The 23,792-nt window shown below is 67.0% G+C and carries 8 protein-coding genes; 3 read left to right on the top strand and 5 right to left on the bottom strand.

The window, feature by feature from the left end:
• Positions 1-16: 16 nt before the first annotated feature.
• The 4 genes from MWU75_RS17885 to MWU75_RS17870 are packed head-to-tail and all read right to left on the bottom strand — an operon-like array spanning position 17 to position 16,077.
• Positions 17-2,245 carry a UvrD-helicase domain-containing protein gene (locus MWU75_RS17885; protein ID WP_247093497.1) on the bottom strand — a complete coding sequence of 743 codons (2,229 nt, stop codon included), beginning with the start codon at positions 2,243-2,245 and terminating at the stop codon, positions 17-19.
• Positions 2,245-8,589: a DEAD/DEAH box helicase gene (locus MWU75_RS17880; RefSeq protein WP_247093495.1), complete on the bottom strand. Its 6,345-nt coding sequence runs from the start codon at positions 8,587-8,589 to the stop codon at positions 2,245-2,247. The genes MWU75_RS17885 and MWU75_RS17880 overlap by 1 nt, the downstream gene beginning before the upstream one ends.
• Positions 8,589-13,211, bottom strand: coding sequence for a class I SAM-dependent DNA methyltransferase (locus MWU75_RS17875; RefSeq protein WP_247093494.1), 4,623 nt, complete (start codon positions 13,209-13,211; stop codon positions 8,589-8,591). The genes MWU75_RS17880 and MWU75_RS17875 overlap by 1 nt, the downstream gene beginning before the upstream one ends.
• A 1-nt stretch (position 13,212) precedes the next feature.
• A complete protein-coding gene (locus tag MWU75_RS17870) occupies positions 13,213-16,077 on the bottom strand; it encodes a helicase-related protein (RefSeq protein WP_247093492.1) in 2,865 nt (954 codons plus the stop codon).
• Positions 16,078-16,388: 311 nt separating this feature from the next.
• Between MWU75_RS17870 and MWU75_RS17865 the strand changes: the two genes are divergently transcribed.
• From MWU75_RS17865 to MWU75_RS17855, 3 genes are read left to right on the top strand one after another with little or no spacing between them, the layout of a single operon-like run.
• The gene (locus MWU75_RS17865; protein WP_247093490.1) at positions 16,389-17,579 is read left to right on the top strand and encodes a DUF6361 family protein; all 1,191 of its coding nucleotides are present in this window, start codon (positions 16,389-16,391) and stop codon (positions 17,577-17,579) included.
• Entirely contained in the window at positions 17,542-19,419 is a 1,878-nt protein-coding gene (locus tag MWU75_RS17860; RefSeq protein ID WP_247093488.1) for a phospholipase D family protein, read from the top strand. The genes MWU75_RS17865 and MWU75_RS17860 overlap by 38 nt, the downstream gene beginning before the upstream one ends.
• Entirely contained in the window at positions 19,416-22,535 is a 3,120-nt protein-coding gene (locus MWU75_RS17855; RefSeq protein ID WP_247093486.1) for a helicase-related protein, read from the top strand. Before MWU75_RS17860 ends, MWU75_RS17855 begins: the two co-directional genes overlap by 4 nt.
• A gap of 228 nt (positions 22,536-22,763) precedes the next feature.
• Here the strand turns inward: MWU75_RS17855 and MWU75_RS17850 are convergent, their stop codons facing one another.
• Positions 22,764-23,588, bottom strand: a complete 825-nt coding sequence (locus tag MWU75_RS17850) for a GIY-YIG nuclease family protein (RefSeq protein ID WP_247093484.1) — start codon at positions 23,586-23,588, stop codon at positions 22,764-22,766.
• Positions 23,589-23,792: the final 204 nt, after the last annotated feature.

Genomic DNA, 23,792 nt, shown 5'->3' with positions numbered 1-23,792 from the left:
GTCGCCGCGCCGCAGATCACGATTCTGCCCCCCGGAGCAGTGTGGACTGCTGTCCAGACCACGAGACAGCTAGCACATCGCGCGCCCTCGTGGCAGCGACATAGAGCAGCGAACGTTCACGCAGCATTGCGTCGTCCCAATCCGCCTCGCTGGTGTTGTACTCCTTCATCGACGAGGGGATCCAGCCTTCCCGCACACCAAAGAGCAGCACTCGAGCGAACTCCGTCCCCTTCGCCCGGTGCATCGTCATCACCACCGGTGCACCAGACTTCACGGACTCCGCATCGACGGCCCGGACCTCAACACCACGTTCGGCCAGTCCGGCCACGACACGGTCGCGCTGGAACCGGTCCCGCACCAGGATCGCCACAGTCTCCGGCGCAGGCGGCTCCTCTTCCGACAGCCACGAGCCCACCAGCGCCGCAGCCTGGTCCAACTCAGCGGACAACGACTCGCACGGCAGCACCTGCGGCACCGGCCCGGACCGCGCGGAGCGATACTCATCGTGCTCCTCAGCCTCATCCTCAAGGTCGCGATAGTCCGCGCCATCAAGGATGCCCATCGCCCACCGCAGGTTCTGTTGGGTGGTCCGATAGTTCAACGTCAGCCGCCGGGAGCGCCCCCGCGTCTCGATCCCGAAGTGCGACAGAGTCACCTTCTGCCCATAGATGCGCTGGTGTGAGTCCTCGGCGATGAACAGATCGTTTCGCCCCGGCGGCACCAGCGCACGCAGCAGCTGCCAGTGCGCCGGCGTGAGGTCCTGCCCCTCATCGACCAGCACGTGATCGAACAGGTGCCGACCCGAGAGCTCCAGGTGCGCAGCAGCAAGGGTGGCCACCTCCGCGAAGTCGAGTGTCCCGTGAGCCCTGGCCGACGCTCGATAACGCTCGATCACCGCCCACACAGCCGCCCGCTGCCCACGGTTCAGTGCCACCCCCCGACCCCGGCGAGGAGCACGGAAATACTTCTCCGCCGACGTGATCCGACGTGGCAGCACGACCATCGTGTATTCCGCCGCGAAGAAGGCAGGACTGCGCAGGTTCTCGGGCACGTCAGCCCCGACCGCGCTGATGGCCTCGCTCCACGCCTCCGGTCCAGTGCGTCGCGTGACGTCCACGGTGGCAACACCGAGCACCTCCTCGGCGGCACGGCCGACATCCTGCCCGGCATCCTTCAGCACCGCGTGCGCCACCTGGTCAATGCCAGCAATCCGCAGCCCTCGCTCCCCCAGTCCACTCGTGATCTCCACGTCCGGGTCGAGGACTCGCATGTCCCGCTGCAGAGCATCCGCCAGGTTGCGGGTGAAGGTCGTCAGCAGCACTCGCGGCGCACCGGCCTGCAGGGCCAGCCGACGCGCACGGTGCAGGGCCACAACGGTCTTGCCCGTCCCCGCACCGCCAGTCACCTTCGCGGGCCCGCGGTAGTCGCGAACGACGTACTGCTTCTGCAGCGGGTGCAGGAAGATCCGCCACGCGGCGAAGTCGGTGTCCTCGATGACGCGGCGCAGCTCCTCGTTGTCCTCGATCCAGGCGAAGGAGAGTTGACCGGCCGGGTGCTGCAGCCCGCGGATGAGCTGCTCCTCCTCACTGCCGGTGGTGTCCACCGCCTGCCCGAGGCTGAGTCGCTCGGTGACCTCTTCCACCGACATGCCGGTGCTGAGGTCGATCAGCGCCAACCCCTGCCAGTCCGCCGGTGCCTCACCAGCCAGAGCCAGCACAGCTTCCTCGTCGGCCACCGACATCGCCCGCTGAGCGAAGTCCTCGTCCAGCCCGATGCCGGTCAGGTCCGCAACGTCGAGTCCGTATGCCGTCAGCAGGGAGTCCTTCGCCGGCACCTCGGCCATCGGGCTGGGTGTGGGTGACGTGACGCTGGGCTCGGGAGCCGCACCGGTCGCTGCAGCAGTTTCGGCGGCTGGCACTTCAACGCGTCGGATCTCAGCGATGCCCGAGATCGGGTTGACCCGCAGCGTGGTGCGCTCAGCCTCCCGGATGGCGTCGTCGTGTGGCCAGATCCCGTGGAAGACGTAGGTGACCGCGTCCTTGTCGGCGATCTTGAACAGCACGGCCCGGTATCCGTCATCCACCCGCCCGGTCCGCACGCGCGGGTCTGCGGAGTTGACGATGGGCTCGATGTGGAGGCCCGGGAGCGTGTCGTCGCTGGAGAGCTTCTCGAGGAACGCGAAAGCCTTCTTCTTCAGGATCGGCTCGACGGCCCGCTCCTGCTTGGCCATGACGATGGTCGGCATCAGCGTCCTTCCGTGCTGAGAGCAGCAGCAATGAGGTCTGCGTCAGGGTCGACGACGGTCCATCCACCGTCGCGCAATTCGGTGGCGAACTCGTCGTCAGCTTCGAGCAGCACGGCCACCTTGCGCTCGGGCCAGGCGACGTCGATCGGCACACCGTCGACCTCCACGCCGATCTCGGGCACCGGCACACCTTTCGCGGCGAGCTGAGCCACGAGTCTCTGCTCCCTTTCGGTGAGTTCCAGATCGAAGAGGGCCGTCCATGCGTCAGTCAAGGTCTCCAGGTGCTGCTCCAGCGGCGAGGACGTCACCGACTCCTCAGGTTCCAGTGCGAGCGATCGCGCGGTGACGTTCACGAAGCCCTCGGGAGTCACGGCGTTGCTGATGCGCAGCCACTCCTGCCAAGCCGCCTTGTGTGTGGGTTGCTCCAACATCTCAGGGCGGTCCTCCAGCATCACGACCGTCTCGATCCCTCGCGGACCGGTCAGCCTGCTGACGACCACGAGGTGGTCGTGTCGCCACAAAGCTCCTGGGGTGTTCCCCTCCAGTGGCTCGCCATCAAGCACCGCGGCGGCGACCTCGGTCAGCGGACGGTCGGCGGGCACGCCGAGGGAGGTCGAGTTGACCAGGAACAACCAGCCCAGGTTGCGGCTCAGCGCGCGCCGGGGCTCTTTGTCGATCACGCGTTGCATCCTGCCGAGGAGCACTGACAGCGGCCCGTCCCGGAGGTCGTCGACCACTCCCTGCGTGATGCCTCCCGCGCTGTCACCCATCGACGCAAAGAGTCGCTCGACTGCCGCAGGCTGCAGCCACGCAGGTCCTGACCCACCCGGCTGCTGCACCAGGTCGTCATAGGTGACGGACAGCACGGCCTTGCCGGCATCCCGCAGATTGGCCCGCTTCTGGGCGTCGTCGGCGATCCGGTTGTGTTGCCAGTGTGCGTGGAACTGCCACCCGTCGGTGAAGATGGCCACCTCTGGCACGTTCGGGTCGTCGGTGCGCAGCACAAAGTCGGGCTTGGCTCCATGCATGTTCTCCTGCGGCACCAGCCGCCAGACCCGTCCCTGCCCCAGCCCGGTGACCTGCAGCTGGTTGCCGTTTGGACCGGGGATCTCCTTGACCGTCGCACCGGCAGCGGCCAGCCGCTCGGTGAAGACGGCCCGGAAGCGCAACTCGAGCGCGGACTCACCGGTCACCGAGGCGGCCTGCCCTTTCTCGATCGTCCAGCGCATCTGCTCGGTGTCGAGATCCTCCCAGGTCTCCCCCTCGGCCAGACGGAGCAGTGTCCGCAGGTGCCGTTCGGCCGACACGTTCGAGAGCAGCTCGACACTTCCACCGCGCGAGAACGGCAGGATGCACCGGTGGCAGGCCTGGCGTCCCTCATCCCGGCAGTCGCACTGTGCGATGACCTCATAGGCCTTGACGAGCATCCTCCACACTCGCTCTGCCGACGCGAGGTCGGCGAGATAGCCGGTCCCTCCCGGCACCAGGTCGTGCAGCAGCAACGCCTCCCGCACCCGATCGCCCCCACCGCCGGTGACCGGCACCGGCACGGTCTCGACCTGCAGGTGATCTGGTGCCCCACCGATCTCCTGCCGCAGGCCCAACAGGACGGACGCGGCCAGGCTCGGCACGGCATACCGGTCCCCCAGGGTCACGCTGATCGGCAGGGTGATGACCACTCCTTGGGTGCGCAACTCCCGGCTCAGCGCCACCGACCGGGTGTCCTCGTCCTTGCTGTCGCGATAACGGCACCACGGCCGGTGCTCGTCTCGCTGGTTCAGGTTCGCGGTGCTGTCGAGCTTGCCGCAGCCGGCACACACCCGGAAGAGCGCTGCAGCCACCGACTGCCCGGCGATCTCGACGTTCGTCACACCCGATCGCGAGCGCGGCCCAAGGTTCAACCAGCGGATGTTGACCGTGCGGTAGTGGCTGACACCGAAGTCACCGTCAGCGACGTGCCACTGGTCGGCCATCTGGGCCGGGTCCAGATCTGCTGCCGTTGCGATCGAGAAGCCGGTCCGCTGCCGCTGCTCGTCCCGGTCATCGATGAGGTCGCGGTCGCGCCGCACCTCGGAATAGACGTGCTCCAGCCGCACGACGTCGAACCGCTGGCCCGTGTCCTTGAGCTGGCTGCTCTCACAGCGTGGGCAGAAGGCCGGGCCCGCACTCTGCTGGACGTCGAGGGCATAGCCGCACTCCGCACACCACACCCAGCTGCGGACGTTGCTGGCGTCCTGCCCCATGTCCAGGCCGTCGATGCGCATCGCGAGGCCGCGGGCATAGAAGGTCGCGCCCGGAGCAAGCTCCCGGAGCGCCTGCGATGAAGCCCTCTGCACGGTCTCGGCCTCGGACTCATAGGCACCGGTCTCGGGGTCGACCCAGGTGACCCGTGCCTCGAGCGTCACCATGTCATCGAGCAGCGTGTAGTTGGGCAGGATGCCCCGCTCCTCCAGTGCTGACACCCAGTGCTGGGTGCGCAGGTCGGCCAGTTCCCGCTTCGTCAGCTTGTAGGCCGCCTCGGCCGAGCGCCACGCTCGCCGGTCATCGTCGGAGGCAGCCGGGCTCTCCGCCGCGGCCTGCAGCGACGGCAGCGCATCCTCGATCTCCCGACCACGACGCTCCAGCGACTCCTCCCCGCGCTGCCACTGCGTGCTGGCACGGTGCACGAGAGCCCCGAGCGACTCCTCCACGTCCCAGTCCGGATCGGGGACGGCCCATCGCTGCAACCCGTCGACGACGGCGGGGTCGAGCCCGTCGAAGGCGCCCAGGAAGTTGCTGAGGTACTCGTCCGCATTCGCCGCCGCAACCTCAAGGACCGTGCCGAGGAACGACCCCGGTGCCGACGAGCGCAACGCGTCACCCGCCTTCGTCGGCAGCGTGATCTCGCCGCTGCGGGCCAGGGAGTCGATGATTGAGGCGAGATACTGCCGACGCAGGATCTCCTCAGCATCGAGATAGGTTGCTGGCGGACGCACCTCGCCATTGATGACGGACAGCGGGTTCCCCAGCCTCGGGAGTTGGTCGCCGCGACCGGTCACGAAGGCCAGGTTGAGGGCATTGCCGGTGAGCCGTCCAGCACGGCCGACGCGCTGCACATACTTGCTGACCGAGTCGGGCAGTGAGGACAGCATGACCGTGGACAGGTCACCGATGTCGATGCCCATCTCCAGGGTCGGCGTGGCGACCAGCACGTTCGGCGCATCCGGTGAGGGCTCGGATGCCTTGAAGCCCTCCTCGACCTCCCGGCGGACCGTGTCGTGCAGCAGACTGGTGTGCTCGTGTGCGATCACCCGGCGCATGTCGGCCGAGTCATACAGGCGCCGATAGAAGTTGTCGCTCCGGCTGGTGCGCTGCAGAGTGCCTCGGCAGCGGGCGACGAGGCAGGGAGCACCGTCCAATTGCTCCGCGACCTCCGGGGCGGCGGGCTGCTGGTCCTGGCACGTGTCGCAGACCAGCAGGGTGCGCCCGTCCTCCAGATCGCTGGCCTCGGTCGCCTGGAGGCGCACCGATCCGGACGGTATGCCGTAGACCTTTCCCTGGCTCTGGGTCTCGGTCACCGCCAGCAGGTCAGCCGCGGCCAGTGCCGCCAGCAGCCGCTCAGCCAGCTTCGCCCCGTGCTGGGCGTTCACCCCGAGGCACTTGACCGCCCAGTGCGCATACCAGCCTTGCGGCGAGCGGACCGTGTCGAGCCCGCTCTCTGACTGCCGGGCCAGCAGGGCGCCGACTCGAGGGAATGCCGGCGCGGCCCGACCTGCGGGGAAGGCAGGCATGCCGGTCTTGGGCCGCCCACCCCAGATCCGATAGCGCCGACCGTCCTCCTGGAGATACTTCCCCAGCCATTCGTGGTTGATGCCGCCGTTCCGGCGCATCCGCTCCAGGAGCCCGCGCACCCATGCGACGAGCAGCCGATCATCGTTTTGGGCGATGCCGAGCAGCTCGACCTCGTCCTGCGTGAGCACCGTGCGGGCGATGCTCAGGAGTGTGCTGCTCGGGCCCGCGTCGACCGAGGCCACGATCGACCCGGTCGACTCCAGGGTCCGCCCGAACCCGGATTGCAGACCGACCTCCAGCGAGGCGTCGAAGAGCAACCGGCGCTTGACCCAGGAGCGGTCCCGCCCGGACACGTCCTGCAGCCGGTCGGCCTTCCAGAAGCGGTCGAACGGCTCCAGCAACAAGCAGTCCGGCGGCACCAGGCGATAGCGGTGGAATCGGTCGTCGCCGGCCCGGGCCATCACGTCCTCGACGAGAGTGTCCAGAGTCGTCGGCACCGTGCCGATGGCGTCCTTCAGCGTGGCACGCAACGTCATCGCGTGAGACCTCGACTGGACGAATCCAGCACGGTGCGCGGCGTCCTGCACCGAGTCGGTGAAGACCAAGGACTTCTTCTCCGCGCTGTCCAGCACGGCGTTGCCAAACAGGATCGACAGCGAGACGGACAGCTTCGTGGCGATCGCCGTGCCCAGGAACCGGATGCCATCCGCTTGTTGGCACGAGGGGCAGTCGTCCTTGTGCGCCCGCTCGTCAGCGTCCTGCCCGGTGCGGGTGAGCACCGGCAGGATCCGGCCCGCTTTGAGGTCTCCGTCGTCCTCGTCCGGTCGCCGGTCGAGGAGCCTGCGTCCACTGACCGAGAGCCAGCGCAACCCCTCGATGTGGCCCTCTGCGCCCTCGTGCGTGAGAGCCTTCTCGTCCTCGATCGGTGCGTGCAGCAGCGGCCGGAAGCGCCCTTCGTTGATCAGGTGGTTGTGCCGGATGTCGCTGTCCTCGGCGGCGAGGTCGTTGCCCACGGCCGCTAACTGGATGCCCCACCCGGACCGACCACAGTGCCGGCAATAGATCGCCGGGAACGTCGCACCGAGCGTGTCCGCGTCCTCCGTGCCGGCCCATGAGCCGTCATCACTCCAGTGGTAGGCGGGGACCGCAGAGGCGACGCGGTCGATCCGCGTCAGCTCCCGCACCCAGAAGTTCAGTTCGACGCCGAGAGCCCGTCTCCCCTCGTCAGCGCGAATGTGGCTGAGCACCGCCACCAGTCCCTCCAGGGCACGGAGTCGCAGCCTCTCCACAGCCTCGTCGGTCGTTCCCCGGGGGAACAGCACGCCCAGCAGGTCGGGGTATGCCGCGGCTCGGCTGGCCCTGTCCACGATGGCCTGGACGTCGGGATGGGTCTTGATCAGGCTGAGTGCGTCAACACCACGGATGTCGCCATCGTGGAGGCGCCCCAGCAGCTCCGTGGTCAGCGCCTCGGGATCGTCGGCCAGCGCGTCAATGTGGGCCACGAACTCCGCGAGTTCGGGCTCCGTCAGGTCGTCCAGTCGCCGGGGAGCGACTCCGGGTGGCAAGGCCGCGTGGCCGCGCCACTCCTCCCAGGTCAGCAGGCTCTCGGTGACGACGGCGTTCGAGTCGAACTCCTCACCGAAGACGGTCCTGGCGAAGGACAGCATGACGCTGGGGTCGCCGTCGTCACCAAGCGTGGCCGAAGTGGCGACTGGCGTGATCCGGCCCAGCGGTCGTGCGCGGTCTTCGTCCGTGATCTCTGGGTGGTTCTCGGGCCAGTGGTGCTTGAGCGCGAGCCCGAGGCGCCGGAGCAGCATGGCCACGTCGGTGCCCTGGGCGCCGTCATATGTGTGGAACTCGTCAAGCACCAGGTATTGCAACGAGAGCGCGCTCTGCTGCCACAGTGGCTGGTCGTCCGCGCGGAGCAACAACTGGTCGAGCATCTTGTAGTTCGTGAGCAGGATGTCGGGAGCGCTGTCCCGGATGACGGCCCGGTCGGTGATGAGTCCTGCCTCCGACACGGTCGTTCGTGTGCCGGTCTGGTTGCCGGTGTAGACCGCCGCGGTGATCGATGACAGCGCTGCGTCCTGTGTCAGCGTGGTTGTGAGCCGTCGCGCCTGGTCGTCGGCCAGTGCGTTCATCGGATAGAGGATGATCGCCTTGGTCCCGGTGACGCCCTCCCGCTTGGCCCGCAGGACGTGGTCGATGACCGGGTGCAGGAACGCCTCGGTCTTGCCCGAGCCCGTGCCCGTGGTGATGAGCGTCGGCTCGGGTCGGGCTCCCAGACCAGCTCGGCCCAACGTGCTCAGCCGGGCGTAGGCCTGTGCCTGGTGGCGGTAGGGCGTCCACTCCGGGCGCCACTCCAGGCTGCGCTGCCACCCCTCGTCCGCGGGTCGGAACGGCAGTCGCAGCCTCAGGTAGGGCCCCTTGAAGATGCCGTCGTCCGGATCCTCGAGGAACTCCTGCAACGCTCGCCGCGGCTCCGCATCGGCCAGGGCGAACGTCGTCGTCAGGTAGTCGACCAGCCCGTTCGCGAGTTCCCGGGCCTGCAGGGTCGGGAGGAGCTCTGCCATCAAGCGCTCCGCTCGGCGAGCCGGCGCTCGAACTCGGCGTAAGCCGTCCGCATGTCGGCCTCGCGGTCGAGCGTGCCGAACGGCAGTTCGTAGGTGTACTCGATCCCGCTGCCTGGATGCGCCTCTGTCCGCTCCTCCTCGGTGATCGAGTCACCCTTCTTCCGCCACACAGACAGAACACTGTTCGGCACGAGCCGTCCGTTGGCGTCGTAGGTGTAGTCACGCTGGTCGTAACCATGCAGGACCGCGAACTGGGTGCGATAGATCGTGCACAGATCATCGATCGGGACGTCCAGCATCAATGCGACGAGTGCGTCGATCTCGACTTGTGCGTTGCGTCGGTCAACGGCCCGACGCAGCGGCACGTCAGCTGTCCACTCGCGCGTGCCCACCGTCGGTTGATACCGCGCGAGCACCGCGGAGTCCCGTAAGAACGAGTCGTCCCAACATTCGTTCCACAGATCGGCGTAGGCATCGGTCACACAGTTCAGTTGGAGCGTTCGCACAACCAACTCTGCCACGAGCGGGTGCTCCGGGCGCGACGCTGGCAAGCGCTGAATAACGGATCCGTACACCGTGGCTTTGGGAGCAGCTCGGACGGCGAAATCGCTTAGTAGTGACGAGAGCACGCCCGCAAGAGCGCCAAGTGTCGAGAGGGGCAAGTCCGGCTTACCTGCACTGAAGATTCCATGGATGTGCGCGGTGCCCGGCGGGATCAGCGCGGGAATCAGCGTGCGCTCGCCCGTGTTCGCCGCCATCGCGCGCCACGCCACGCGGTAGTGATCGCGCGCGGCAACCTCCCCCTCGTCGCCCCAGTGCGTATACCGCGCATCGTACTCAGCGAGAGAACCGGCTGGCTTGTACGACGTCACCGGCAGCGCGTCCGACGCAAGGTCCTCGAGATCGACAGCCGACCAGTCCTGGTTGTGTTTCATCGTAGGGTTCGGTGACTTGTAAAACGGGGTCGCGACATGCAGGTGCGGACCCTGCAGAATCGCGTCCTCCCACTCAGCCTCGCCCCACCCGCTCTCAAAGCGTCCCGCCCGACGGTCACTACGTTCATGCCAGCCTGACGAGAACGACAGGTCGAGCGCACCGATACGACTAGCTCCCGCCAAGTGCGTCAGCGTAGAACTGGCTGCAGAGTTGACCGTGTAGACCATTCGGGTAGCCAACGCAGGCACATCTGCTGGCTCAAGCACGTCCCGCCACATGGTTAGCACCTGTTCGTCAACAAGTTGGATGCGCCCCCGGTGAGGCCTCAGGTCCCACTTCCCCTCGTGCTTGTATCCGGGCTCCGGTCCCGTGCCATCATGCACCAGGGATCTCTCCACCGTATCTGGGTGGTACAGGACCGCAGCGTGAAGAAAGTGGACTGGCTGACGCGACCCATATACATGAACGCCATATCGCACCAGATCGTGGATATCCACAAAGAGCTTCAACTCGTTGATGAATTGCCAGTGCCTCCTAAGGCGGACATAGGTCGCGCTTCGCAAGAGTGCTCCGCGTTCCTCTGTGAAGTGACTCTCAGGATGAAGCAGTGCCGAACGCCCTCGCGTCGATGCATGCGCCCACACCTGCGACATGAAGCATCTGTAAAAGTCAGGTTGAAGCCCCTGAACATACGGGTAGTTCACCACATGCCCGACGTACTCACGAAGGGAAATGACCTCAACGGTTGCGTCCAGAACCAGCTCCTGCACACACGGCCGCGCGAGGGTCACCCCCATCATCCTCGCCCGCTCATCTTCGCTGGGGCGCTGGGCAAGCTGCCACCACGCGTCTCCCTCGGCCAACAGGGCATCAACGTCCGCCTGCGGCCGCACCCACGGCGGGTTCCCGATCTGCAGGTCGAACCCACCACGGGCGAACACGGTCGAGAAGTCCAACTCCCAATGGAAGAAACCTTGCTGTCCGGCCACCACCTCGCACACGTCCAACCAAGGATGCTTGGACAAGACCGCGTCGACCCGCACCGCACCGCTATATATGCGGTCCTGCTCCTCTGCCTCGCCCAGCTGCTCCCAGTCGGTGAGGTCCTGGAAGGTGTCCATCCAGGCGCGCTTCTTGTCGCGCGTGTCGGTCCCGAGCAGCATCGTCAGGGCATCGAGCCACTCATCAAACGTGGGTGGCTCGGTATCTGTCTCGGTGAGCGGCCAGAACCACAGGGCGCACCAGGCATCCATCACCCGGCGGAGACGCCGATAGGCACTATCTGCGTCGGCCAGCGATTCCTCGATCTGCTCCCGCGTGACAGCAGGTTTCTGCTCGGTGTCGTCCCGACCCCAGAGGTCGAGGCTGCGGCTCGACTCCTGCTCCGCGATCCGCAGCCGGCGCAGGCTGATGTTCCACAACTGCTCGACCCGCTGGGTCAAACCAAGAAGGCGGTCCACCTGTTGTTTCGTCGGCTTCCGCCGCATGGACGATCGCCACGTCTTGAGTGCCCTGACCTCATCGACGGCGAGGTCGCGGACCGACTTGGGCACCTCGACCGCACTCCCCCAGCCCTCGGCCGGCAGGAGGAAGTGGAAGACCTTGGCGGTCACGGAGTTGCCGACACCGACGTCCTCCATCTCTTGGGCCAGGTCCGCGAGCGGGAGGTCCTCGGGCGTGGACTTCAGCCAGGACTTGTTCCGGACGTCGGCCGCGGGATACGCGGCGTGACGAGCACCGACGAGCGAGTTGCCCCGACGCAGACGCAGGCCGAACCACGGTGCCTGCAGACCCTCGACCATGGTCGACAGCCAGAGCGAGACCTCGGCCAGCTCGACGGCGGTGGCGTTGAGGTCAACGCCATACACCTGGTGCAGCGCGATGTGCGCCTTGACCTTTTGCAGTTCCTTGGGGTACTCGTCCGGGTCGATCCGTTTGCCGAGTTCGTCCTGACGCCGGGAGAGATATTCGCGGGCCAGTTGGTCGACCGCTTCCAGGGCGAACGCACCGGACCCGAGAGCCGGCTCGCACACCGTCAGGTCCAGAATCTCTGCAGCGCTGGTGCGCTGATCGTCCTGGTCGAGCAGCTCCTCGAGTGCCTGCTGCACGGTGAACCGGGTGAGCACCTCGGGCGTGTAGTAGGACGCGGACTGCTGTCGTTCCCGGCCTGCGAGGCGGAAGACGAAGGAGCCCTTCGCGTGGCGCACGGCACGGTCCTCGCCGGTGACCGGGTCCTCTTCACGGACGAAGTCCTTTTCGTCGAGGTGGTCGGCTCGGTCGACCGGGACCACCCAGGATCCCTTCGACGGGTCGCCGTTCTTGGCGACCTCGAACAGGTCCTCCTCGGCGAAGAAGCCGGTGTAGGACATCAGGCCCTCATAGACGGCGCCGAGTTGGTTGATGCCGAGCTCGACATAGGAGATGAAGCCACGCTCACGGCCCTTCTTCTCCTGGCTGAGCAGCAGGTGGCGCAACACCCGCTGGACCGCCTCGTTGCCGAGGCCGACAGCGTCGATGTGAGCTGTCGCTGCAGGACGGAACAGATCGGCACGCAGTGGCTGGAACACCAGCCCATCCGGTCCGGCTGAGTCTGGGACTTTCGGGGTGTGGCCGCGGTCGACCAGCCCGGTCAGCAGGTGGATCGACTCATAGAGATGCGTGCCGTCGCGGCCCTGCTGGGTGTGCAGGTCAACCAGGGTGAGCTCGCGCAGCCGGTCGATGCCATAGCCAGCGTCATACTCCGAGGCGCCGGTCGGGAGGACGCCCAGCTCGGGTGAGGCCTCGGCATACAGCAGGAAGAGGATGCGATAGAGATAGCGCAGCGACTGGACAGCCAGGGGCTGCGCCTGATCCGCGGGGAGCGGATCAAGACCCTTTGCCCGGCGGCGGTCGACGACCTCGTTGGCGATGATCTCGATGGAGCGGCGCACGCCCTCGCGCAGGTCCTCGGAGACCCCGACGGTGTGCTTGATGGACTCGGCCAGCACCTCGGTCCACCAGATCGACCCGTCGGCGTCCGGGCCGAGGGAGTGAGCCGCAAGGCAGGTGAGGGCGCGGTCGATCTCACCGCCGCGCTTGGTGTCGTTGCGCTCGGCGACGAGTTGCAGGTCGATCGCGAGATAGCGGCCCTCGGGCCAGCGCTCCCGCTCGGCCACCAGGCACCAGCGACCGGCCAGCGCCAGCGCGAACTCCGGGCCGTCCTCAGCGAAAAAGAGGGCCGACAGCTGACGCGCGATCGACGAGATCTTGGTTCCGTCCTCCAACTCGGTCGGCTGCAGCAGCGTGCTGGCGTCCTTGGCGATGACGTCCTCGACCGCATCCGCGGGGCGCCCGGTCAGGATCGCCAGGGGTGCCGGGCCAGTCAGGCCTGGCGAGGACACGAGGGTGACGGATCCCTCGGTGGCCAGCTCGAACTCCCCGGTGCGGTATCCCAGCACACCCAGCAGATCGGCATACAACTCGCGAAGCTCGGTCTCGCTCGGCTCCTCGGCGAGCCCACCGAGGCGACGCTCCAGATCGCCGCGCTGTTCGGTGAACCGGGACCGGGCGGTCTCGGCCTCCTCGTCATCCCACTCTTTGCGGCGGGCGATCACCTGGGAGTGGAACGACTCGTTGCGTGCATCGGAGGTGAAGTAGTGCTCACTGATCCACTCCTCGCCGATGACGAAGGCGTCGCTGGTGGCCATGTCAGCCCTCCTGCACGGAGTGGTCGGCGGGGACGACCAGCAGCAGTGGTCGCACCAGCTGTCGATCGGGCGCCTGCTCGCGGGCGAGGCGTTGCTCCTCGGCGACGCTCATCCGGCGGGTCTTGATCTGGGAGCGCTGGATGAGTGCGTCGGCCTCCTCGGTCCAGTGCTGAGCGCGATTGACCCATGCGTCGACTCGGGCGCGGGCATCGGCCTCCGCCTCGGTGAAAGCGTTGCGCAGATATTGCTGGGCCTCGCGCACGGCCACCGGGATGAAGCGGTTGAGGGCGGTCGCCTGGGCCACTGCGCCAGGGTTGCTCATCTGCCCGGTGATCCCGAGCGAGCCGAGCATGGACTCCGGCGACACGTGGGGCTGCACCACGGCGAAGCCCGGCTCGCCGCTGGGGAACTCCACCTGCAGCCAGGCCGAGGTCACCGTATGTCCCGCCCGGTTGGTGAGCGAGCCGAGCAGCAGGACGGACGGGGTGTCGACCTCGCCGCGCACGGCGAAGACCTCATTGCGCCCCAGGCTGGCCAGGGCCCGGTCGCTGATCCAGTCGAGCACCGGGTGGAGCGGGCCGAGGAAGTGGGCCTCCGGCCAGGTGGAGTCGGACTCGTCGCTCAGCGCGTTCTTCAGTAGGTCTCTGCCGCGTTCCTTCGTGGTGACGAGCTTGAACCGCTCGGTGACCTTGCGGTCCGCGAGATAAGACTGAGGCAGCACCTCGAGGCGCTTCTTCAGGTCCGAGGGCGGGCTGAGCTCGACGATCCGCTCGTGGGAGTGCTCTCGCCAGCCCACTCCGCCACCCTGGGCAGACAAGGGCTCCTCCGGCTGGGTGTAGACCTGCACGAGTGCCTGGCGCAGGAAGTCTGCGGACTCGGCATACAGGCCTCCGTGGTCCTCGACATCCTCGGCAAGCGCCGGTTGGGGCGTCGTGCCGCTGCCGAGGAGTCGCGCCCACAGCCCGCTGAAGTCGTCCTTGGCGGCGGCTCCTTCTGCGTCCTGGACCACCTCGTCGAAGTCCTTCTTGCCCTCGAGGACCTCGCGGATGGACTTCTCCTCGGCCTCGACGTCGTACTCCCCCATCAGGCTGGCCGCGTCGCCGAGCGTGGTGTGCGCCTCGTGCTCCTTCTCGACCAGGCGGGTGAGGACGCGCAGGTCGCCGGAGAACTTGGGGTGCGTGGGCACCAGCAGCAATGCGGTGATCTGCGGATTCTTGCGCTGACCATAACGGTCGATGCGGCCGTTGCGCTGCTCGAGCCGGATGAGGGACCAGGGGATGTCGTAGTGGACCAGCTGATGGCACTGCAGGTGCAGATTGACGCCCTCGGAGGCAACGTCACCGGTGACAAGCACTCGGATCGGTGAGTTCTCCTGCTTGAAGCTCTCCACAATCGCCTGCTGGTCCTGGTCGGACAGACCACCGTGCAGGATCTCGACGGCGTCGTGCGGAAGCTTGAGGTCTGTGCGGATCTTGTCGGCGAGCCAGTGCAGCGTGGCGATGCGCTCGGCGAAGATGACGACCCGCTCGGAGCTGTTCTTGGCGATGCCGACGGTGCCGAGCAGGTGTAGGAGCGCGGCATACTTGCCGCCGGTCTCCTTGTGGGCTGCCTGGTTGAGATCCCGAAGGTGCTCGAGGGCCTCGATCTCGGTGGCCTCGGCGGGGAGCTTGTCGTTGAGCCGCTTGATCCGCTCCGTGATGGTCTCCTCGAGCGCTGCCGGCGACGACAAGAAGGCCTTGGCGAGCGTCCAGGAGAAGAGTCGGCTGCCCTTGGAGTGCGGAGTGCTGCCACTCTGCGGGTGCAGCCAGGTGTCGGCGAGCTCGTGGGCCACGTCGTCCTCGGCTGGAGAGGCCGGGACCAGCTTGTTGACGGGCTCCCTGCGCTCGGCCCAGGCTGCCCCGACGACGCGGGCGACCTCGGGGCTGTGTCGGTGACGACGGAGAACCAGCCGCTCGACCTCCTCCTCGTCGAGGGAGCCGTCCGGGCGGACGGCCGTCGGCTCGAGCAGGCGGATGAGCTCTGCGAACGACTCGGCCTTGCCGTTGTGCGGCGTGGCCGAGGCCAGGATGAGGGCGTCCGTCTGGGGGGCCAGGACGGAAGCGAGTCGGTTGTTCTGCGTCGCCGAGTTGGTGATGTTGTGCGACTCGTCGATGACGACGGCGTCCCAGCGATGGTTGCGCAGGTGCGCGAGGTAGCGGTCGCTCTTGAGCGTGTCGATCGAGATGATGACCCGCTTGTAGAGGGAGAACGGGTTGCGGGTCGCCGGGAGCTGCTGGCGGACCCGCTGGATGCCGACCGAGTCGAGCCGGACGAACGGCAGCGCGAAGCGGGTCCACATCTCGTGCTGCATCTGCTCCAAGACGTGGCGGGGCGTGACGATCAGGATCCGCTCGCCCCGGCCCCTCCGCGCCAGCTCAGAGAGGATCATGCCCATCTCGAGGGTCTTGCCCAGCCCCACGGCGTCGGCGAGCAGGATGCGAGGGCGCAGGTTCGCGGGATTGAGCGCCCTCCTGACTGCTTCCTTCTGATAGTCAAGGGGGTCGGCGAGCGCCTCAGCGGAGACGGTGATGGCTGTGTCGTTGACCGGAAGCGGTGTCTTGCGCAGCGTGGCCTCGAGCCACAGTCGTGTCGTGCGGTTGCCTGGCGAGGAGTCGCCGACGACAGTCGCCTCAGCGGGGTCGAGGACCTCGATGTCGTCGAGGCCCTCATAGAACATCGCGTTGGTGTCGCGGACCAGCTCCGTGAGGCCCCGCACGGAAACAAGCGCTCCGTCAGTCGTCTGCTCGACGCTGGTCACCAGCCACTCCGCGTCCCTGACAACGACGACGGAACCTGGCGCAACAGCGAGCTGGGAGGCGCTGCTCACGGGGCACTGCTCCTGGACGATGCGTTGGTCGAGACAGTTTCAGGCGGACTCGGGTGACCGCAGACTATGCCCCAGATGGCCATGGGGTTAAGCAGCACCACGTCACTCCCTCATCGACGAAACATGACCATAACCAGGGACCGAAACTCGCGGTCGGACGACCCCCAGCAAGGTTGCCTGCACTTCAAGGTTCAAGCAAGAGAAGGGCCCGTTCTGTTATAGATCGGTGACTCGCGCCAAACGGGGAGTGTCGGTCGCCGAGCTGACGACATGGCGAGCGACCCTGACCCGGGTGAGGCAGAGTGGCGCCCATGTCCTCATCGTTCGCCTGGGTCGACTACTCCTCGGCCCACCGTGAGGACATGGATCGGTTGCTGGACGCCTTCCGGGACAAGGGAACGGTCGACGAGATGGGTGTCGGCACCGTCCGGAACACGTTCAGCGAGCTGCTCTTTCCCGGGACGTCCACCCTGCACACCCGCGCGCGCTATCTGCTGTTCGTGCCCTGGTCGGTGACCACTGTTTCCTCCCGTCGCCTCCCTTCCGATCGCGCGGTGCACGAGCTCAGACAACAGGAGATCCGGCTCATCGAGTCTCTCCGTGCCGGCGACATTGACGGAGGCGTGATCGGTCGCGACGCCCGCGCCAGCCTCGGGCGAATGGCGAGCGTCGCATACTGGGGAGCGCTGGCCATCTACGGCATCAAGCGATGTGGGCACACCATCGAGCAGCACCTGCGCTACGCGACGGAGCGGCCACCCGCGTCGGTGGACGAGGACGACGACCCCCAGCACGTCCGGCATGTCGACCCCTGCTTCCGCCAGCTGCCGACCCAGCCTGATGACTGGTTGCGAACAACTGACTTTGCCCTCACCCGCGACGAGGCTGAGTTCCTGCGAGACCGGATCCTCGACACGTGCAGCGACCGCTATCTCGGCTGGTTGATCCAGCACGGTGTCCGCGGCGACACCGACATGCCCTGGGACCAAAGCCTGCTGGCTGACCTGCCCACCGGCCCGGCGAGGAGCCTCGAGCACGCACGCAGGTTTAGCCTGCTGCACGAAGGTGCGCCCATCCTCTACAACCTGCTGCTCGCCCGTGACAAGGGCTGGGCAGAAGGCGTGGAGACATACACCGACCGGTTCCAGGCCTGGGCGGCACACGAGGAGACACAGCAGGCAGCAGCGGCCTGGGACCGCGACGACTTCTGGCGGTGTTTGGCCCAGGCCCGGTGGCGCCACAACCCCGCGACCCACACCTACGTGGACGCCTGGGTCGCGCTGGTGCGCGACGGACGTGATCTGACCCGCGACCCCATGGCTGAGAAGCTCATTCGTGACCGCGAGCTGAGCCTGAAGGGCCGACGCTCCCGCTTCGTGAACAGCGACGCACTCGAGGCGTGGGAGGGCGGCAGCGGCATGGGGCGGATGCTCTATCGCTGGCCCGAGGCCAAGCAGCTCGTCGATGACATCCACCGAGGACTGGAGCTGGTCGATGCTTGAGCCGTCCACGCGCGCCCTGTTCGTCGATGCCTTTCGCCCACCGACAGGGCACCACGTCGACCTGGCCATCGGCACGACCTACACCCTCGGCCTGCGGATGCTCTTCCTGCCACCGTTGGCGATGGCCGCCCATGACCGCGAGGTCCAACTCCTCGAGGACGATCCAGATGAGGGGCACGCGCCCGTCGACACGCTGGCACTCTTGGAGTCGGTCCGCAGGTATGCCGACCGCACCACCGTCTACTGCCACGCCGGAGCCATCGGCTCCCCCGGCTCCTACCCACGGCTGCTGACCTTCGCCGAAGACTGCGTCGTGCAGGTCCTGCCGCCGGTGCCCGGCCACATCTTCCACCCCAAGGTGTGGGCGCTGCGCTTCCGTCGTGATGACGAGCTGGTCCATCGCCTGGTGGTCTGCAGCCGCAATCTGACGGACGACTCGTCCTGGGACACGCTGCTCATCCTCGATGAGGGCTCGCACGGCGCTGGGATCGCCGGCTCCCCCGCGGCGGACTTTGTGCGGACCCTTCCCGGCATGGCCGTGGGGCACATCGCCCCCGACCGACCCGCGCAGGCGATGGACCTCGCCGACTCGCTGAGGAATGTCTGGTTCGAGCTGCCCAAGCCCTTCACCGGCGGCGAGCTCCACCCGCTCGGACTCATTCGCGACGGCGCCTCGGCCTGGCCCTTGCCCGAGCGCCCGGACCGGGCTGTCGTGATCTCCCCGTTCCTGGACGTCCCGACGGCCACCCGGATCAAGGCACGTCGGTCCCCGGTGCTCGTGTCCCGGGAGGAGACCTATGACCTCATCGGGGCCAACGCGGTCCGGCACACCGACGTCAAGGTCCTGAACCCCCATGCTGAGGCGGAGCTGGCCACCGACACCTCCTCGCCGCGATCGCAGCCCGAGGAGGTGCGCACCGGACTGCACGCGAAGGTCCTGGTCTGGGATGTCGGCTCCACGGGGCACACCTACACGGGTTCCGCCAACGCCACCCATGCCGCGTTCAACGGCAATGTCGAGTTCGGGGTGCTGCTCACCGGACCGCGCCGCGTCTGCGGCGTCGAGGCGCTCCTCCCCGACGGTGAGCCGTCCCGAGACCGGATCACCTTCGGCCACATCATCCAGGATCACGAGGTGCCCAACCCCGAAGCGGTCGAGGATCCGAAGCTGAAGGCTGAGAGGGACGCGGCACTCCATCATGAAGCGCTGCTTAAGGCCGGTCCACAACTCACCTGCGAGGACGACGACAACAGGTATGCCGTGTCCCTCACCTTCGCGCGCCCCCTCCCCACCAGCCCGGGAACCACCCGAGTTCGGCTCGTCAGCCGGCCACGGACCGACCGCCTATCACCTGAGCACGGACTGTGGCGCGGGGTGCACCTGACCCAGCTCACGGCATACCTGGAAGTGGTCACTCAGGTCCCTGTCCACGGGAGGGATGACGACCTGGAGATCGCGAGCGTGCTCAAGGCGGAACTGGTGGGAGCGCCAGAGGACCGGGCATCAGAGGTCCTGCGCAGTTATCTCGGGTCGGAGGAGAGCATCGTGCGCTATCTCCGGTTCCTGCTCGACGATGCTGACGTCGGCTCGCTCTGGGACGACCTGCGACTGTCCGAGGCTGATGGCACGACACACACCCGACCGCCGGTGACGTTCGAGGACCTGTCGATTCTCGAGCCCCTGCTGCGCGCGGCCGCGGACGGCAGCGAGGCCCTGGACCGGGTGGAGGCGTTGCTGCGCGACCTGGGCATCAACCAGGACGAGCCCGGTGTGGTGTCGGCGGAGTTCCTGGCACTGTGGCAGGCGGTCTGGGAGGCCACCGGTGGTGAGCGACGATGAGCGAGAACCGGCCCGACCTCAGCGCCGCACTTGCCGGCCTGAAGGACTTCCAACTGCGCACCGTCGACGCCGCGTGCGAGAGGCTGTGGGGTGAGGACGAGCCCTCGGCACGGTTCCTCGTGGCCGACGAGGTCGGGCTCGGCAAGACGCTCGTGGCCAAGGGCGTGCTGGCCCGGACGGTCGAGCACCTCTGGGACAGGGACGACCGGATCGACATCGTCTATATCTGCTCCAACAGTCAGATCGCCCGGCAGAACCTGCGCCGTCTGCACGCCGGCCTGCACACCGAGATCCCGCATGCCGACCGGCTAACCTTGCTGCCCACCGTCCTGCACGAGATGGACCAGCAAAAGGTCAACATCATCTCGTTCACGCCGGGCACCTCCTTCCACCTCGGCAGCAGTGGCGGCACGGTGTGGGAGCGGGCCTTGCTGTTGGTCATGCTCGAACGAGCCTGGGGTGGCGCCGCGCTGAACGGCCGGAAGTGGATGAAGTTCTTTCAGGGCGGTGCTGGCGAGCCACGGATCAGGCGTGAGATTCACGAGGCACGCCGAGCCTCCGTCGGACAACCGCTGGTTGACGCTTTCGCCGAGGCCCTGCGACTGCCGGCCTCGGACGGGCGGCCGCTGCAGGAGGCTCTGCTGGAGAGCGTCGATGAGTTCCGCTGGGTGCGCGAGGGTGGATCGGTCACGCACGCAGTGTCCGCGCGGCGCTATCGGCTGATCAGCCAGCTGCGGCAGGCACTTGCCCGGATCTCTATCTCGCATCTGCACCCGGATCTGGTGATCCTCGACGAGTTCCAGCGCTTCAGTCAGCTGCTGACGGGTGACGACGACGCCTCGCGCCTGGTCCAGTCGCTGCTCGGGCCGGTTGAGGTCGAACGCGACGGCGAGACACGAACGGCACGCACGCTGCTCCTGTCGGCCACGCCCTTCAAGATGTACACGCTGCCGGACGAGCCGGAGGGCGACGACCACTATCGAGACTTCCTGCACACCGTCGAGGTGCTGGCCGGCAAGGCGCGAGCCCGTGTCGTGCGGGACGCCATGAGCGAGATGCGTGCTGCACTCCTCCGCGGCGACCGCGCCGACGCCGTCGCCGCCAAGGACGTCGCACAGGCCGAACTGCGCCGAGTGATGGCCAGGACCGAGCGCCTGGCGGCAACGCCAGATCGTGACGGCATGCTGACCACTCGGCGGGACGTCCTCACGATCGCCACCGTCGACGTCCAGGACTACCTCGCCCAGGCCAGGGTCTCGCGGGCGCTCGGGTCCCACGAGGGACTGGAGTATTGGCGCAGCTCCCCTCACGTCTTTGAGTTGATGGAGCGCTATCACGTCAAGCGGCGGATCGAGGACGAACTCAGTGCGGGCACCGGCACTCTGGACGGGCTCCTCCGGACCCGCTTCACACCGGATGACGTCAACACCTTCGAGAAGATCGAGTCCGGCAACTCCCGCGCTCGGTGGCTGGTCGACGATGTGCTGGGGTCGGGCGCTTGGCAAGCGGCCTGGCTCGCGCCGTCCCTGCCCTACTACTCTCCCCGCGGCGTCTATGCCGAGCCTGCGTTCCAGTCCTTCACCAAGCGGCTGGTGTTCTCGTCCTGGAGCGTCGCACCCAAGGGGATCGCAACCAGCCTGAGCTACGAGGTCGAGCGCCTCCTCGCCGAGCGGTCGGCGACGATGCGCGATCGTGGCTACTTCGCGACCCGCCGCGGTGGCCTGTTGAACCTCACTGTCAGCGAGGGGCGACTCACCGGGATGCCTGTCCTGGCGCTGCTTAATCCCTCGGTCACGCTGGCACGAGTCGGCGATCCTCTGCGGGTCGCGGCCGATCTGGGGAAGTCCTTGCCGCTCGACCGTGATGGGCTGCTGGCGGAGGTGCGCGTGCGCATCGAGCGGCTGTTGGGAGGTCTTCCTGCGGGCAGGTCGGAGGGAGCAGCCGACCAGAAGTGGTACTGGGCAGCCCCTCTCCTGCTGGACCGGCTGGCCGGGCTGCCCACCGTCGAGGGGCTTGCGTTCGGCCGTCTTGGTGATGCGGATGCCGGGACCAGCGGGCTCAGGAGACATCTGGACGAGGCCCTCGGCATCCGGGCTGAAGACCTCGGCCCCCGACCCGCGGATCTCGCCGAGGTCCTCGCTGGGCTTGCGGTTGGCGGCCCAGGCGTGTGCTCGCTGCGTGCGCTGGCCCGGATCCTCGACTCCCCCGATGACCTGGCTGCGCCCGACCTGCGCGAGACGGCTTCGGCATGGGCCTGGTCCCTGCGTTCCCTGTTCAACGGTGCCGAGATCATGGCGGTGGTGGAGGAACAGGAGGGCGATGCCTACTGGCGGCAGGTGCTCGACCATGCCCTGGACGGCAATCTGCAGGCAGTGCTGGATGAATATGGCCCCGTCCTTGTCGCCGCTCACTCTCTTGGCGGGGAGGATCGGGCCGAGCAGTTGCGCAGGCTGGCAGAGACCTTCCGCGAGGGCAGCGGTCTGCTTGCCTCGCCCCAGAGGATGGACTTCTTCACCAATGGTGCGGATGTCCCGGACAGGCGCTGGATCCGCACCCACTTCGCCGCCCGCTATGGCCGCGCAGCGGCGGTCGATGACCAGACCATGCAGCGTGAGACGCACGTGCGCGAGGCATTCAACTCACCCTTCTGGCCCTTCGTGCTGGCATCCACTTCTGTGGGCCAAGAAGGACTCGACTTCCACCACTACTCCCATGCCGTCGTGCACTGGAACCTTCCCTCCAACCCGGTTGACCTCGAACAGCGCGAGGGACGCGTGCATCGATATCGCGGCCACGCGGTGCGCAAGAACGTCGCGCAGCGGCATGGCGCGAACCCCGCACTCGTCGGCGGTTCCAGCCCCTGGCCCGCACTGTTCGAGCTCGCTGCCGCGGAACGAGGCGACCATTCTGAGATCTTCCCCGACTGGGTGTATGCGGGAGCCGCCACGATCCAACGCCTCGTGCCGGTCCTCCCCATGAGCCGCGGCACGCAGCACTACCGCAGGCTCCTGAAGACCCTAGGCGCCTACCGACTCACCCTCGGTCAACCGCGGCAGGAGGAGATGCTGGCCTACGTCGGTGCCCACGCGGATCTCTCGCTCGATCTCGCCCCCTGACTGGGCCATGGCTAGGCACGACCCGTGGCGCTCCGGACGCCCCTGCCTCTTGAGCAGGTGAACACGACACCTGATTCGCGCTCACGACCTTCCAGAATCATTCTTCATCAGTCGGTCCGAACTGAACGACAGCATGTTCTGCCCGATCCAGCACTACTGGTTACCGGCCACGGCCGAGGCGATCTCTGCGGGGCACGATGCCGACCCGCACTGAGCACTGACGAACGCTCAAGGCTCCTCGCTGCCCTTGAGCGCCTCCAAATTCAAGACACTTGCGATGGCGTCGCAGAATTCCAGGGTTGTCACGAACCACTCCTTGCCGACTGCGGCCCCAATGCTCCGGTCATGGCCCGCCGCGTCCAACATCATGTGGTAGGTCTTCTCGACACTCACCGGGTCCTCGGTCGTGTACACCCGCAACAACAATGGATCCTCTGGCATCCCCGTTTGGCGCGCCTGGCTGATCACACGACCCCAAGCCTTATTCGTGGTTCGCCCCACCTTCAACATCCGTCGCTCGGTGCCGGCGATGTAGGGATGGCGATAGTAATGCGGGTATGTGTACACGTAAACACCGGATGCCTGCTCGAGCGCAGTAGCCAACTCCGCCGACTGCGCCGTCAGCTCGGCGCTCTCAGCCTCGACGGCCTGCTCGTTACCCGCTCTGGCCTGCAGCCTTGTCAGCACGTCGGCTAGGTGATTCTTGACGTCGTCTTCCGCCTCCGCCTTTAGCAGCCCGGATACCGTGCGAGCCGCCTGGAGCGCGACGGTAGGTCCTGACGGCTCGTATCCTTCGAAGATGGCTTCAACGACCACCTTCCGATTCGCTACGGCGCCTACGTTGGCAGCCTCGGTATGCGGAAGAAGCTGCGTGGGTCCTGCGTCGGGATGGGCCACCATTGCCCTGTATACGCTGCCCAGCTGACCTGAAGCATGCAGCAGTCGCTGGTGCAACTTCTGCCTCAAGGCGCTATCTATCTGCTTACCGAATTGAGGCGGAATCGGTGGATCAGGCACGACCTCGTTGTCGTGGGCGGCGTCCAGAGCGGCCAAATGCTCCTGACTCGCAACAACATTGGGTACCGCAACGCCGCCGGCTCCCTCGAGAGTCTCCGACCTGAGTTGGCTAGGTCGGTCAAGATTCTTCGTGTCGTGACTCGTTGACCTGCAGCTTCGGGGCTCAGGGTGGTCACTAACAACCCTGGGTAGGCTTGGCCGGTGGGTACGTTCGTACGGCGGGTGAGGACTGCCTCGGGC

The organism is Ornithinimicrobium sp. F0845 (assembly GCF_023015765.1).
Classification (GTDB): domain Bacteria; phylum Actinomycetota; class Actinomycetes; order Actinomycetales; family Dermatophilaceae; genus Ornithinicoccus.
This window is presented reverse-complemented; position numbering and strand designations above follow the sequence as displayed.